Origin of the sequence: Flavobacterium enshiense DK69 (assembly GCF_000498495.1) — a bacterium.
Taxonomy (GTDB): Bacteria; Bacteroidota; Bacteroidia; order Flavobacteriales; family Flavobacteriaceae; genus Flavobacterium; species Flavobacterium enshiense.
The window spans coordinates 122,672-137,250 of sequence record NZ_AVCS01000015.1; the positions used below are offsets into that span (position 1 = coordinate 122,672).

Consider the following 14,579-nt stretch of genomic DNA (forward strand, 5'->3'; position numbering starts at 1 on the left):
TTTTATCTTAATTAAAATTCCAGTTTCTTTTTACGTAACTCGAAATTCTGACCTAAATATACACGGCGTACCATCTCGTCTTCCACTAACTCATCCGGTACTCCGGCTTTTAGGATGCCTCCTTCAAACATCAGGTAGGTTTTGTCAGTAATGGCTAAGGTTTCCTGTACGTTGTGGTCAGTAATCAGGATTCCGATGTTTTTATTTTTCAATTGGGCTACGATACGCTGAATATCTTCTACCGCCACCGGGTCAACTCCTGCAAACGGCTCATCCAATAAAATGAATTTCGGATCAGTTGCCAAACAACGTGCTATCTCCGTACGACGGCGTTCTCCTCCCGAAAGTAAATCCCCTCTGTTGGTTCGGATATGCTGTAAGCTGAATTCGTCAATCAGTGATTCCATTTTGGCTTCCTGTTCCGCTTTGGAAAGGTTTGTAAGCTGTAATACGCTTAAAATATTGTCCTCAATGCTCAGTTTTCGAAAAACCGAAGCTTCCTGAGCCAGATATCCGATACCGTGTTGTGCACGTTTGTACATAGGGAAGTCGGTAATATTGGTGTCGTCCAGGTAAATGTTTCCTGCATTGGGCTTTACCAAACCAACAATCATGTAGAAGGAAGTGGTTTTTCCGGCTCCGTTCGGACCTAATAAACCAACGATTTCTCCACGATTTACTTCTACCGAAACGCCTTTTACCACGCTTCTTCCTTTGTAGGTTTTAACAATATTATCGGCTCTTAATTTCATCTTTTTTAAGTTGCAGCGTAATCAAAGTTGCTGAGTGACTAAATTTTTGTGTTTGCAAATAAACGAATAACAGGATATTTGCATCAACAAATTAACAAATAATTATTCCTGATTTTCTAAAGCTTCCCAAAATTCGTAAGCTCTTCTCAGGTGCGGAATTACAATGGTTCCGCCAACTAAAGTGGCAATTCCCATGGCTTCCATCATTTCCTGACGGGTAATCCCTTCTTTGTATGAGGTTTCCAGATGATATTTGATACAATCGTCACAACGCAAAACAGCGGAAGCGACAAGTCCCAAAAGTTCTTTGGTTTTTACATCCAAAGCGCCTTCCATATAGGCATTGGTGTCTAAATTGAAAATACGTTTGATAACTTTGTTGTCATCGGCCAATAACTTTTCGTTCATTTTCGAACGGTAGTCGTTGAATTCTTTTACTAAATCAGCCATAATTAAATGGTTTTAAGTTCTTCCTTTTTGGTTACAAAACTTGATATGAAAATGCTTATTTCATAGAGAATTACAAGCGGAATGGTTACAATTGTCTGACTGATTACATCAGGAGGTGTAACAATTGCGGCTATAATTAGGATGATAACATACGAGTATTTTCGGTAATCCCTCAAGAATTGAGGTGTTACGATTCCTAGCTTTGAAAGGAAATAAATTACGATTGGCAATTCAAAGACCAAACCTGTAGCGAGTGAGGTTGTTTTTACCAATCCGATGTATGATTCTACGTCGATGGCGTTTTTGACATGGTCACTAATGGTTAGGTTGGCCAGGAAATTAATGGAGAGCGGTGTCAGTACAAAATAACCGAATGCCACTCCCATAAAGAATAGGATTGACGCAATAAAGATAAAAAGCTTAATGTTTTTTCGTTCTTTATCATATAGAGCCGGGCTGACAAACTTCCATAATTCCCAAAGGATAAAAGGGAAAGAGACGATGAAGCCTGCTGTTATAGAAGTCCAAATCAACATTGAGAACTGTCCTTCCATGGTTCGGTTTTGCAATTCGAACGGTAATTCCTGAATGCAGAAACTTTTGTCCAAATCGTATTGGTTGGCCATCTCGCAAAAGAAACGGTAGGTTATGAAATTACCGTCTTTCGGGCCGAATATTATAGTGTCGAAAATGAAATCGCTAAAGTAATAGGCTATACAGCCGCCTATAAGAATGGCAATCGTGCTTCGAACCAACAACCATCTGAATTCCTCCAAATGCTCTAAAAAAGACATTTCTTTTCCGGATTTATTTGTTGCCATTATATAATTCCTTCTTTTAAAATGTCATGAATGTGAAGAACGCCTTTGTATTGGTTGCTGTCGATAACGATCATTTGTGTGATGGAGTGATTTTCCATGGTGTTGAATGCATCTACAACCATGTCAGATAATTGTACGGTTTTCGGATTTTTGGTCATGATGTCCTTGGCGGTTAAATCTCCAAAACTGTCTCTGTTTTCAAGCATTCTTCGGATGTCGCCATCGGTTATGATGCCAACCACATGATTGTTTTCGACTACAGCAGTTACTCCCAAACGTTTTTCGGAAATTTCCATGATTACGTGTCTGATATCTGAATCCGGAGTCACCTGCGGGCGATGTGTCTGATCCAGCATGTCGACCACGCGAAGCAATAATTTTTTGCCTAACGCACCTCCCGGATGGTATTTTGCAAAGTCTTCGCTTCCAAAGTTTCGTATTTCCATCAAACAAACGGCAAGCGCATCACCCAAAACCAATTGCGCCGTAGTGCTGTTGGTTGGCGCTAAGTTATTCGGGCAGGATTCTGTATCTACATGAGCATTTAAAACGCAGTCGGATTCTTTGCCTAGGAAAGAATTTTGGTTTGCAGTCATACCGATAAGGGTATTGCCAAAACGCTTTAATAAAGGAACAAGTACTTTGATTTCCGGACTATTGCCACTTTTGGAAATGCATATGATTACATCTCCGGGCTGAACCATTCCTAAATCGCCGTGAATGGCTTCGGCTGCATGAAGGAACATGGAAGGTGTGCCTGTAGAATTGAAAGTCGCTACCATTTTAGTAGCAATGATGGCGCTCTTTCCAATGCCGGTAACTATTAGACGGCCTTTGCAATTGTAAATTAACTCTACTGCTTTTGCAAAATCATCATCAATGAAATTTATTAGATTAGCAACGCTCTCGCTTTCTGATAATATCGTTTTTTTTGCCGTGTTTAAAATGGTTTCCCTGACTGTCAAAATAGAAATTTTATTAATTTGTGAATATGAAAGATTTTCGTATCTTTATTCTCTGCAAATTTATGTAAAAATACCTATTAATAGATAATGAAGCCAAGCGAAATTGACTTACATAAAGAGTTAAAAAAATTTTTTGGTTTTAACCAGTTCAAAGGTTTACAGGAAGGTGTTGTCAGAAGTATCATTACCCATAACAATACTTTCGTGATTATGCCTACGGGTGGTGGTAAGTCGTTATGTTACCAACTGCCGGCTTTGGTGCTGGATGGTACAGCTATAGTTGTTTCTCCGCTGATTGCCTTGATGAAAAACCAGGTGGATGCCATCAGGAGTTTGTCTTCTGAGTTTGGTGTTGCGCATGTTTTAAACTCTTCGCTTACCAAAACTGAGGTCAATCAGGTGAAGAAAGATATTACTTCCGGATTGACCAAATTGTTATACGTCGCCCCCGAATCGTTAACAAAAGAAGAATATGTCGACTTTTTAAAAGGAGTGCCTATTTCCTTTGTGGCCATAGATGAAGCACACTGTATTTCGGAATGGGGACATGATTTTCGTCCGGAATACCGAAACCTGCGTAGCATTATTAAGCAGTTGGGGGAAGAAATCCCTGTTATTGGATTGACCGCAACCGCTACGCCGAAAGTTCAGGAAGATATTCTTAAAAATTTAGATATGACGGATGCCAATACCTTTAAGGCATCATTCAACCGTCCGAATTTATTCTATGAGGTACGCACCAAAACTAAAAATATTGAGGGTGATATTATCCGCTTCATCAAACAGCATAAAGGAAAATCTGGAGTAATTTATTGCCTGAGCCGTAAAAAGGTTGAGGAAATAGCTCAGGTTTTACAGGTGAACGGCATCAGTGCGGTTCCGTATCATGCGGGATTGGATGCCAAAACTAGGGCCAAACACCAGGACATGTTCCTTATGGAGGATGTCGAAGTGGTGGTGGCTACTATAGCCTTCGGTATGGGAATTGATAAGCCGGACGTACGTTTTGTAATCCATCACGATATACCAAAATCTCTGGAGAGTTACTATCAGGAAACCGGTAGGGCAGGTAGGGATGGAGGTGAAGGTCATTGTTTGGCTTACTACTCTTATAAAGATATCGAGAAACTTGAAAAGTTCATGGCTGGAAAGCCGGTGGCAGAGCAGGAAATCGGTTTTGCCTTGCTGCAGGAGGTAGTGGCTTACGCAGAAACGTCAATGTCACGCCGTAAATTTTTACTCCACTATTTTGGTGAAGAGTTTGATGATGTGGACGGTGAAGGAGCCGATATGGATGATAATGTCCGTAATCCGAAGAAGAAAGTCGAAGCTCAGGATCAGGTAGTAACGCTTTTGGAAACCGTTCGTGACACCAAAGAATTGTATAAGTCTAAAGAAGTGATTTTTACGCTGATCGGAAAAATCAATGCTACCATTAAAGCTCATAAAACGGATGCCCAGAAATTCTTCGCTAAAGGGAATGATCACGATGAAAAATACTGGATGGCGTTAATCCGTCAGGTATTGGTGGATGGATTGCTTTCTAAAGATATTGAAACATACGGAGTTATAAAACTGACGCAAAAAGGAAAGGATTTTATTAAAAAACCGTATTCTTTTATGATGTCGGAAGACCATGAATATAGTGAAACAGAAGATGAGGCAATTGTAACAGCAGCCAAATCTTCTGGAACGGCTGATGAAGCGCTGATGACCATGCTGATGGATTTGCGAAAAAAAGTAGCCAAAAAATTAGGTGTTCCACCGTTTGTCGTTTTCCAGGAGCCTTCTTTGGAAGATATGGCGCTGAAATATCCGATCTCTATCGATGAATTAAGCAATGTTCATGGCGTTGGAGAAGGAAAAGCTAAAAAATATGGTAAGGAATTTGTCGAATTGATTGCCCGCTATGTGGAAGATAATGACATCATGCGACCAGATGACCTGGTGGTGAAATCCACAGGAGCCAACTCTGCACTGAAACTGTATATTATTCAGAATATTGACAGAAAACTGCCCTTGGATGATATTGCCAAAGCCAAGGGAATAGACATGGATACGCTTCTGAAAGAAATGGAACAGATCGTGTATTCCGGTACCAAACTAAATATTAGTTACTGGTTGGATGATATCCTGGACGAAGATCAGCAGGAAGAAATTCACGATTACTTTATGGAATCGCATTCCGACAAAATTCAGGATGCTCTCGATGAATTTGAAGGGGATTATGATACGGAAGAATTGCGATTGATGCGTATCAAATTTATTAGTGAAGTAGCAAACTAGTGTTCAGGTTGAAGACTGCAGAATGAACATAGTAGATAACAGAACAAAGAAATAAGAAAATAATATATAGAAAAAACCGATTGAATTTCAATCGGTTTTTTTAATGTTTTAAAAATAAAAAGAATTGTTCTTCCTGCCTTTTGCCTTCTGAAAAATACCTACTCAAAAAGTTCTCCCCGGTGTGGTTTCAGTGCGTCTCTTACCTGAATCATGATTTCATCTGTAACTACGATAAAAGCAATGGCATACATTTCATTTATGATCTTAAACCCGGTTATGGTAATGGGTAATTTTTCGATTTCAATATATTCTTTTAGGTGAATTTCATGATGTTCGGCGGTTTTTGCGGCACCTGGACCCCTGAAATCCCAAATCAATTTTATCTGACGGCTCATTTTTGAAACATTTTAAGTTCTGAAGAACAAAGGTACTAAGGACTGGTTGAAATTTCTAAAATTTAATTCGTTAGCTTTGCGAATCTTAGTTTTTTGCAATGAGAAATTTACTTGTCACAACCTTCGTTTTTTTATTTTCATTTACCGGTTTTTCCCAACTGTTGAATCTGGAGCAAGCCAATCGATTAGCATCACTGCCATTAAAATGTCTGCAGCAGGAGTATCCCAATAAATTAGGGCAGTTATTGCAGGATTCCACGGAAATTGTGTCGCCAAAAGAATTGCATCCTTCTTTTTACGGTTGTTTTGACTGGCATTCATCCGTTCACGGTCATTGGTCGTTGGTTTATCTTTTGAAGCAGTTTCCTGATTTAAATAATCGCCAGGAAATCATTCAGAAACTGAAAATCAATCTTTCTAAAGCGAATATTGAGAAAGAAGTGGCATATCTGAATAAAAAACACGAAAAATCTTTTGAAAGACTTTATGGTTGGGCCTGGGTGTTGAAATTGCAGCAGGAATTGTCAGATTGCAACGAACCGTTTGCGCAGGAATTGTCACAAAATCTCCAGCCGCTATCTGATTTATTGATTGGAATGTATACCGAATTTTTACCCAAACTGTACTATCCGGTTAGAGTTGGAACCCATAACAATACGGCTTTTGGGATGACATTGGCTTGGGATTATGCGGTTTATTCTAAAAATGAAAAATTTAAAAAAGTACTGAAAGAAAATGCGTTACGAATGTTTCAGAAAGATGAGGGTTGTCCTTTTGCCTGGGAGCCGAGTGGTATCGATTTTTTATCGCCCTGTATGGAAGAAATGGGAATCATGCAACGTATTTTGACAGAGGAAGATTTCTTAAAATGGGCAAAAAAGTTTGCCAAGCCCTTATTTGAAAAAAAGTTTGGGTGGGAAACTGCAAAAGTATCCGACAGGACAGATGGACACTTAGTGCATCTCGACGGATTGAATTTCAGTCGTGCCTGGCATTTTTATGCCCTTGCCATTCAGTTTGATAAGTTCAGGCATTTGAAAGGGGTAGGTGATTTGCATTTGAAACATTCATTGCCTTTTTTGACGGATGGAAATTATGAAGGGGAACATTGGTTGGCTTCTTTCGCATTGAGAGCTTTTGAGCAAAGAAAGGGGCTTCCGGAATAATCGATTTCAAATTCGTACTTTTGTCAAAGAATTTGTTTGTAAAATAAAAATTTACCTACGTTATGCCTAGAGAATTACTGATACAGGTGGCGCCGGAAGTCGCTGCGAATTTAACTTTGCTGAACGAGCATTTGGCCAAGTTGATGCATGTTAAAACTGCAGAAATACAGCATGTTGCCATTCTTAAGCGCTCCATTGATGCACGTCAGCGTGCCGTCAAGATTAACCTGAAAGTCAATGTGTTTTTTCAGGGCGAATCCTTTGAGGAAAGTAAAATTGAACTCCCGGATTATAAAAATGTAGCCAATGCTCAGGAAGTGATTGTTGTTGGGGCGGGTCCGGCCGGATTGTTTGCTGCCTTGCAATTAATTGAATTGGGCGTGAAGCCGATTGTAATTGAAAGAGGAAAAGATGTTCGAGGCCGTCGCCGTGATTTAAAGGCAATCAATAGAGATGGCATTGTAAACGAAGATTCTAATTATTGTTTCGGAGAAGGCGGAGCGGGAACCTATTCCGATGGAAAATTATATACCCGCTCGAAAAAACGTGGCGATGTAGACCGTATATTGGCTTTATTGGTTGCTTTTGGCGCTACACCGGAGATTATGGTGGAGGCTCATCCTCATATTGGGACCAATAAATTACCGCAGATTATTCAGGATATCCGTGAAAAAATTATCGAATGCGGTGGTCAGGTGTTGTTTGAAACCCGTGTAACCGATATTTTAATAAAAGATAGAGAGATTCAGGGGGTTATAACTCAAAACGGTGATGTGATTGAAGCTAAAAAAATCATTTTGGCGACAGGGCATTCCGCTCGTGATATCTTTGAGCTGTTAGATAAAAAGAAGGTTTTGATCGAAGCTAAGCCTTTCGCTTTGGGTGTTCGTGCTGAACATCCGCAGAGTTTAATCGATACTATTCAATATTCTTGTGATTTCAGAGGAGAGTTTTTGCCTCCGGCTCCTTATTCGATAGTAAAACAGGTGAATGGGCGCGGAATGTATTCCTTCTGTATGTGTCCGGGAGGTGTGATTGCGCCTTGTGCAACCAGTCCGGGCGAGGTTGTTACTAACGGATGGTCACCTTCCAAGCGTGATCAGGCTACTGCTAATTCGGGTATTGTGGTCGAACTGAAACTGGAAGATTTTAAACCGTTTGCTAAATTCGGGGCCTTAGCCGGAATGGAATTTCAGAAAGCTATAGAGCAAAAAGCGTGGCATTTGGCGGGAGAAACACAAAAAGTGCCGGCTCAACGCATGGTGGATTTTACGCAAAGCAAAGTTTCCAGTGATATTCCTAAAACTTCGTATGTTCCCGGTACGACTTCGGTGGAACTCGGACAAGTGTTTCCAGCCTTCCTTACGCAAATCATGAGGGAAGGTTTTGTGCAGTTCGGAAAATCCATGAGAGGTTATTATACCAACGATGCTATCTTACACGCGCCGGAAAGCAGAACATCTTCACCGGTTCGTATTCCAAGAGATAATGCGACTTTAGAGCATCTTGAGATCAAAGGGCTTTATCCGTGTGGAGAAGGTGCAGGGTATGCGGGTGGAATTATTTCTGCGGCTATTGATGGTGAGAAGTGTGCAATTAAGTGCGTGGAGACTATGAAGTAGGAAAGGAAAACCTGGGAAACTTGAGTCTGAAGGTTTTTGAATGCATGATTTTTTTGCACTGTTCATATTTTGCTATTATTACTCTGAATATTGCTGTAGGATTCACTGATTTGAAGTAAGAATTGCTCTATTTAGAGGAGTGAAAAGTGTGCCTTTTTGGTGATTTTTCAACGGTGAAGAATTGTTTGAATTATCCATGTAACCATTTCTTTTTTTGTATTTTTGACCAATTATATATACATCGATTGTGGAAGAACGCGTTATATTAGTCAACGAAAAAGATGAACAGATTGGTTTGATGCCAAAGCTGGAGGCGCATGAAAAGGCTTTGCTTCACAGGGCTTTTTCGGTGTTTGTGCTGAATGATAAGAATGAAATTATGTTGCAGCAGCGCGCGCGTCAGAAATATCATTCGCCATTGTTGTGGACTAACACTTGTTGCAGTCATCAAAGGGAAGGTGAATCTAATATTCAGGCAGGAACGCGTCGTTTGTATGAGGAAATGGGGTTTGCAACTGATTTGAAGGATTTGTTTTCGTTTATCTATAAAGCTCCGTTTGATAATGGCCTAACAGAACACGAGTTGGATCATGTTTTGATTGGTTATTATAATGGAGAGCCGAAAATTAATCCCGATGAGGTGGAAAGCTGGAAGTGGATGTCGATTGAGGCTGTCAAAGAAGATATGCAGTCAAATCCGGATATCTATACCGTTTGGTTTAAAATCATATTTGACGAATTTTATCATTATCTGGAAGATCATAAGTTGTAATGCGAGTAACCGTTTCAAGAAAAGCCCATTTTAATGCGGCTCACCGATTGTATCGTAAAGATTGGTCGGATGAGCAAAACAATCGTGTTTTCGGTAAATGCAACAACCCTAATTTTCACGGACATAATTATGAACTGATAGTGAGCGTGACCGGAAAAATCAATCCGGAAACGGGATATGTAATGGATATTAAAGATTTGGCCGATATCATTTATGAGGAAGTCGAATCCCGCTTCGATCATAAAAACCTGAATCTTGATGTGGTTGAATTTCAGGAACTAAATCCTACTGCTGAAAATATTGTAGTGGTGATTTGGAATCTGATCCGTAAACGAATCACTCCCGAAAATGATTTGGAGGTTGTTTTATATGAAACGCCGCGTAATTTTGTAACCTATTCCGGCAAATAATGGATGAAATCAAAGTAGGCGATAAGCTGCCATTATTTGGTGCTAAAGACCAAAACGGACATGATTTTTATATCGCTTCTGTTTTGCATAAAAAGGTTTTGGTGATTTATTTTTACCCAAAAGACGATACTCCGGGCTGTACAAAGCAGGCGTGTTTTTTTCGTGACCAGTTTGAAGAATTTAAAGACATGGGCGCTGAAGTTATCGGTATTAGCGGTGACAGTGTGCAATCTCATAAACAGTTTGCCAAAAAATACAATCTTCCGTTTACCTTGCTTTCCGATGATGATAAAAGCCTGCGAAAACTTTTTGGAGTACCCACAAATTTATTGGGACTGCTTCCGGGAAGAGTGACCTATGTGGTAGATAAAAAGGGGATTGTCCGATTGGTTTTTGATAGTATGAATGCCGAAAATCATTTTCCCAAGGTGTTGGAAATGGTAAAAAGTCTTATGTAGATGAATTTTGAAGTATATCCTTTGGTTTTTAAACCAATCTTGAAAGAGAGAATTTGGGGCGGGGCAAAACTCAGTTCCCTTTTACATAAATCGATTCCGACAGACACGACAGGTGAAAGTTGGGAATTGTCCACCGTTCCGGGTGATGTTAGCATTGTGGCCAATGGCAACTATGCCGGGTTAACGGTTAACGATCTGATTTCGAAATTTCCAGAAGAAATAATGGGAAAGAATGTCTGCGATAATTTCGGGACCGAATTTCCTTTGCTTTTTAAATTTTTGGATGCCAAAGAAGATTTGTCGATACAGTTGCATCCTAATGATGAATTGGCTAAAAAGCGTCATAATTCTTTTGGCAAAACCGAAATGTGGTACGTGATGCAAGCTGATCCTGGGGCAGAAATTATTGTTGGTTTTAAAGAGAAATCATCGGCAGATGAGTATTTGTATCATTTGGAGAATAAATCACTGCCATCCATTTTGAATAAGGTTTCGGTAAAGAAGGGAGATGTTTTTTTTCTTGAAACCGGAACAATTCATGCGATCGGTGCCGGAACTGTTATTGCGGAGATTCAGCAGACTTCTGATATTACTTACCGCATTTATGATTGGGACAGGGTAGATGCTCAGGGGAATGCAAGAGAATTACATATCGAACAGGCTTTGGATGCGATTACCTATGATGTGGTAGCATCGAAAAAGAAGTATGAAATGGTTGTAAACAAGAGCAATCCGGTAGTGGACTGTGCTTATTTTACGACGAATGTGATTCCGCTTGAAGGGAAAATGAATTTTACCAAGAACGGAACTTCTTTCACTGTTTTGGTTTGTACTGAAGGTGATTTTTCGGTTGTAAACGGATCTGGGGTGGAATTTAAATTTAAAATGGGTGATACCATTTTACTTCCTGCGGCACTTACTGATTTTGAATTGGTTGGTTTTGCGACCTTGTTGGAAATATTTATTTCCTAACTGATTATATGTGAAGAATAATTGTAATTTTGTAAACGAAATTTTAAATAAAATAAAATGGCAAGCGTAAGAAACTTAAAAAAAGACATCAACTTCGTATTAGGAGATATTATTGAAGCAGTTTACATCCATGAGATGACAACAACAGGAAAACCAACTGCTGAAACTGATGCGTTGATTGAAGAAGCTATCACATCTTTCGATGGGTTAATCTCAAAATTGAACCAAAAGGATGTGGAGAATAAAAAAGCGCATTTCAGACAAATAAATAAAGATTTGGAAGATGTTGCTACTCAATTGGTTGACAAAATCAATAAATTATAGTCGGAAAAAATCTTGAAAAAGTGCAGGTAACTATTTGGAAGTTTAAAAAACTCCTTTATATTTGCACTCGAATTGAGACGCCGGTGTAGCTCAGCTGGCTAGAGCAGCTGATTTGTAATCAGCAGGTCGTGGGTTCGAGTCCCTCCATCGGCTCAATTTTTTTACCACTTTCAAAGTGGTTTTTTCATGATGCAAAAAGCAACAATATAGTTGCCGGTGTAGCTCAGCTGGCTAGAGCAGCTGATTTGTAATCAGCAGGTCGTGGGTTCGAGTCCCTCCATCGGCTCAAAAGGTCTTCAGAAATGAAGACCTTTTTTGTTTTTGGTAGTATTCCAGTTATAGGTTGAAAATTCATTTTACCACACAGAAACTAATTTTTAGTGTATTTACAATAAATTAAAAGTACATCAAATAAAAAAAAAGCGACCCTAAGGTCGCTTTTCTATTAATTCTGAGTTTGTTCCAGTTTCTTTCTTTCGGCAATAAAAGTAGTGAGCTGTTTTCCGTATTTGGATTTGGCTACTTCCGGAGACATTGATTTTTGGATGGTGTCCAAATATTTGATGTTTGCGTCGTGTATTTCGGTTAAAGCAATATAAGGAGCTACTTCATGTTTTCCGTTATTTACGGCGAAATTAATAGCATCCAGATAGTTTCTGACTGTTAATTTGTCGGCACGTTGGTTTAAACTATCTAATTTTTGAGCATTATTTACTTTTTTAGCCAATAACGAAAGACTTAATGTCTTGTTTTGCTCATCATTGTAACGCATACGGATTTTCATAAAATCGCTGTACAAGTCATTGTTTTTTGATCCCGTTATTTTTGCTTTTGCGTAAAATTCTTTTAGTGTTGTTTCGATAGTCATCGTTCCTGGCTCAGCAAAAAATGGTAAAACGTTGTCTATTGATTTAGAAACGCCTCGGTTTAAGGTTAAATAAAGCATTTCAGGCTCGCTTATCTGAAGTTCGCTTTTGAAATTGGAATCGCCTTCCACAGTAATGCTGTCAAGTGTTACCAATGATGTATCGACGATATGCTGTATGTATAATTTACCTTGCTTCAATCCTTCTACTTTTCCGGAAAGATGCAAATTTTTATCACTTTCTTTTTTATCACAGGCAACTAAAGCTGTAAGCGCCAAAGCTGCAATAAGTAATTTTTTCATGCTTTTTTGTTTAATGGCTGCAAAGTAAAGAAAATAAATTGAAACGCCTATAAATTAACGTTTGTACAGTTTTTCAAGCTGATACTATTAAATGAAAATCCCCGAAATACATAGTATATCGGGGATTATTGTTGTTGTGAGAGGTAATTAGCCTTTCAGCCAGCTTTCTCTTAATTTGGTCTTGCTGTTATCTGTTGCCTGATAGCCTTCAATCTCATCCGTTGGAAGCGTAACTTTTCCTTTTAAAGTTTGTTCTTTACCTGCACGTTTGATTTTTACCGTTATTGGGTCGCCTTCTTTCCACTCAGAACTCAACATAAGCAAATCGTAAATGTTGTCCAGATTATAGCTTGTGTCATTAACAGCTAAAATAGTATCGTCGTTTTTGATTCCAAGTGCTGTCATGAATTTGTTCAAATCAACATCCGGAAGAACTTTGATTTCTTTTGTCGATGGATCTACTGTAATGTATGGAGTCGTTTGGTCCTTGATAAAAGGGTTGCCCGGCTTTTTAACTTTGGCATTGGTAACGCCCATTTTTGCAAAATACTTATCGTAAGGAATCGGAGTTTCGCCGGCAACGTACGTTTTAAGGAATTCACCAACCGCGGGGTAAGTCAATGAAGTGATTTTTGCAAACAGTTCGTCGTCATTAAATGGTTTTTTAGTTCCGTATTCCGATGATAAAGCATGCATCAAATCTAAAATGCCTTTTTCTCCGTTGCTGCTTTCTCTCATTTGAATGTCAATGCACATGGCAATTAATGCTCCTTTCAGGTATACATTGTAATAAGAGTCTTTGTATTGTTTGTCCAGGATGTTTTTACTCATGGTCGTAAACGGCATCTTTTCGTCGAAACGTTTGGATTGATCTATTTTGTCCACCATTCTGTTGTAAAATTCATCTTCGGTGATTAAACCTTGGTTAACCTGGAAAAGATTTGCGAAATATTCCGTAACCCCTTCATACATCCATAAGTGCTCAGACATTTTAGGATTATTGAAATCGAAATACTGGATTTCATTCGAATGAACGGTAAGTGGAGTCACAATATGAAAGAACTCATGCGAAACCACGTCTTTCAATTGTTCTAATAATGCTGCTTTTGGCATCATCTCAGGCATAACGACAGTTGTGGATGTAGTATGCTCCAAAGCTCCGAATCCTTTAGCATCGGCTTTTTTCATATCTGACAAATACAATAAAACACTGTATTTTTTAGTTGCATTCACAGGGCCTAAGAATTTTTTCTGAGCGCGCATCATTGTTTCCATGGCCGGAGTTATGTCTGCCGCTTTGTAGTTTCCGTTTGGAGAATATACGCTGATCAAGATATCCATGTCATCCACCTTAAACGTTGTATAATCCGGTTCGGAATACATAATCGGGTGATCCACCAATTCGGCATAACGGGAAGCGGTAAATACATCTCTGTCTTTACTGGCATCAGTGTCAGTTAGGGATGTCGCCCCCCATAAGTTGGCTGGATGCGAAACAGTAACTTTATAAGGTAACTCTGATTTTCCTTCAAAATAACCCACGAAACCATGTGTGTTTATCATGAAGTTTTTACCGGCAGCAATATTGGTTCCGGCTGGGGAAAATACGTCTTTACCTCCGATGCCGCCACTAGTTTCTGTGTCAAACGAGTCATTTACAAGGTAGGTCAGTTTGCTTATTTTTTTTGCATCGGATATGGTCCAGGAATTCTCGTCTTTTTTTGTTATGGATAAAGCATTTCCTTTCGCGTCAAAAGCTTTTAGATCTTCGATGAATCTGCCGTAATTGTCTTCAGAATAGGTCCCGGGAACGGTCTTAGGGATATGGAACGTCGCAGTTTCTGTTGTAAAAGCTGGCGGTGTGATTGTCACCATCACTTTGTCATCGTTTACGTTTACCAAGTCAATAGCGACACCAACGTCGTTTGTTTTTGAAGTCCCTTGAGCTGTTTTACAACTCATAAGTACCGCGGCTAATGCCAACGTGCAAATAAATTTTTTCATTATTGATGTTTTGA

Annotated in this window: 15 protein-coding genes and 2 tRNA genes; 10 read left to right on the forward strand and 7 right to left on the reverse strand. The window is 39.3% G+C overall.

Going from position 1 to position 14,579, the window contains the following annotated elements; translation table 11 throughout:
* Positions 1-11: 11 nt before the first annotated feature.
* The 4 genes from lptB to FEDK69T_RS10530 form a co-directional block, all read right to left on the reverse strand.
* A complete protein-coding gene (lptB, locus tag FEDK69T_RS10515) occupies positions 12-752 on the reverse strand; it encodes an LPS export ABC transporter ATP-binding protein (protein WP_023574143.1) in 741 nt (246 codons plus the stop codon).
* A gap of 102 nt (positions 753-854) precedes the next feature.
* The gene (locus FEDK69T_RS10520; protein ID WP_023574144.1) at positions 855-1,202 is read right to left on the reverse strand and encodes a carboxymuconolactone decarboxylase family protein; all 348 of its coding nucleotides are present in this window, start codon (positions 1,200-1,202) and stop codon (positions 855-857) included.
* 2 nt (positions 1,203-1,204) lie between these two features.
* Positions 1,205-2,023 (reverse strand): twin-arginine translocase subunit TatC, encoded by an 819-nt coding sequence (gene tatC, locus FEDK69T_RS10525; RefSeq protein WP_240473155.1) that lies wholly within the window; start codon positions 2,021-2,023, stop codon positions 1,205-1,207.
* A complete protein-coding gene (locus FEDK69T_RS10530) occupies positions 2,023-2,988 on the reverse strand; it encodes a KpsF/GutQ family sugar-phosphate isomerase (RefSeq protein ID WP_023574146.1) in 966 nt (321 codons plus the stop codon). Before FEDK69T_RS10530 ends, tatC begins: the two co-directional genes overlap by 1 nt.
* Before the next feature lie 87 nt (positions 2,989-3,075).
* Here FEDK69T_RS10530 and FEDK69T_RS10535 point away from each other — a divergent pair, with 87 nt between their 5' ends.
* On the forward strand, positions 3,076-5,274 hold the full coding sequence (locus FEDK69T_RS10535; RefSeq protein ID WP_023574147.1) for a RecQ family ATP-dependent DNA helicase: 2,199 nt from the start codon (positions 3,076-3,078) through the stop codon (positions 5,272-5,274).
* A gap of 158 nt (positions 5,275-5,432) precedes the next feature.
* Here FEDK69T_RS10535 and FEDK69T_RS10540 read toward each other — a convergent pair whose 3' ends face one another.
* Positions 5,433-5,669 (reverse strand): hypothetical protein, encoded by a 237-nt coding sequence (locus FEDK69T_RS10540; RefSeq protein ID WP_023574148.1) that lies wholly within the window; start codon positions 5,667-5,669, stop codon positions 5,433-5,435.
* Between the two features lie 98 nt (positions 5,670-5,767).
* Here FEDK69T_RS10540 and FEDK69T_RS10545 point away from each other — a divergent pair, with 98 nt between their 5' ends.
* From FEDK69T_RS10545 to FEDK69T_RS10585, 9 genes are all read left to right on the forward strand, one after another.
* The gene (locus FEDK69T_RS10545) at positions 5,768-6,835 is read left to right on the forward strand and encodes a DUF2891 domain-containing protein (RefSeq protein WP_023574149.1); all 1,068 of its coding nucleotides are present in this window, start codon (positions 5,768-5,770) and stop codon (positions 6,833-6,835) included.
* A gap of 62 nt (positions 6,836-6,897) precedes the next feature.
* Complete coding sequence (locus tag FEDK69T_RS10550) at positions 6,898-8,457, forward strand: NAD(P)/FAD-dependent oxidoreductase (RefSeq protein ID WP_023574150.1); 1,560 nt, start codon at positions 6,898-6,900, stop codon at positions 8,455-8,457.
* A gap of 244 nt (positions 8,458-8,701) precedes the next feature.
* Complete coding sequence (gene idi, locus FEDK69T_RS10555) at positions 8,702-9,229, forward strand: isopentenyl-diphosphate Delta-isomerase (protein ID WP_035629644.1); 528 nt, start codon at positions 8,702-8,704, stop codon at positions 9,227-9,229.
* Positions 9,229-9,639 (forward strand): 6-pyruvoyl trahydropterin synthase family protein, encoded by a 411-nt coding sequence (locus FEDK69T_RS10560; protein WP_035629645.1) that lies wholly within the window; start codon positions 9,229-9,231, stop codon positions 9,637-9,639. Before idi ends, FEDK69T_RS10560 begins: the two co-directional genes overlap by 1 nt.
* Positions 9,639-10,097 (forward strand): peroxiredoxin, encoded by a 459-nt coding sequence (locus FEDK69T_RS10565; RefSeq protein ID WP_035629646.1) that lies wholly within the window; start codon positions 9,639-9,641, stop codon positions 10,095-10,097. The genes FEDK69T_RS10560 and FEDK69T_RS10565 overlap by 1 nt, the downstream gene beginning before the upstream one ends.
* Entirely contained in the window at positions 10,098-11,069 is a 972-nt protein-coding gene (locus tag FEDK69T_RS10570) for a type I phosphomannose isomerase catalytic subunit (RefSeq protein ID WP_023574154.1), read from the forward strand. It abuts the gene before it with no gap.
* A 57-nt stretch (positions 11,070-11,126) separates the two neighbouring features.
* On the forward strand, positions 11,127-11,393 hold the full coding sequence (locus FEDK69T_RS10575) for a hypothetical protein (RefSeq protein WP_023574155.1): 267 nt from the start codon (positions 11,127-11,129) through the stop codon (positions 11,391-11,393).
* A 79-nt stretch (positions 11,394-11,472) separates the two neighbouring features.
* Positions 11,473-11,546: transfer RNA gene (locus tag FEDK69T_RS10580), tRNA-Thr, on the forward strand.
* Positions 11,547-11,605: 59 nt separating this feature from the next.
* Positions 11,606-11,679, forward strand: a tRNA-Thr gene (locus FEDK69T_RS10585).
* 159 nt (positions 11,680-11,838) lie between these two features.
* Here the strand turns inward: FEDK69T_RS10585 and FEDK69T_RS10590 are convergent.
* Both FEDK69T_RS10590 and FEDK69T_RS10595 read right to left on the reverse strand, forming a co-directional pair.
* Positions 11,839-12,561: a DUF4369 domain-containing protein gene (locus FEDK69T_RS10590; protein WP_023574156.1), complete on the reverse strand. Its 723-nt coding sequence runs from the start codon at positions 12,559-12,561 to the stop codon at positions 11,839-11,841.
* A gap of 147 nt (positions 12,562-12,708) precedes the next feature.
* Positions 12,709-14,565 carry a M61 family metallopeptidase gene (locus tag FEDK69T_RS10595; RefSeq protein WP_023574157.1) on the reverse strand — a complete coding sequence of 619 codons (1,857 nt, stop codon included), beginning with the start codon at positions 14,563-14,565 and terminating at the stop codon, positions 12,709-12,711.
* Positions 14,566-14,579 lie beyond the last annotated feature (14 nt).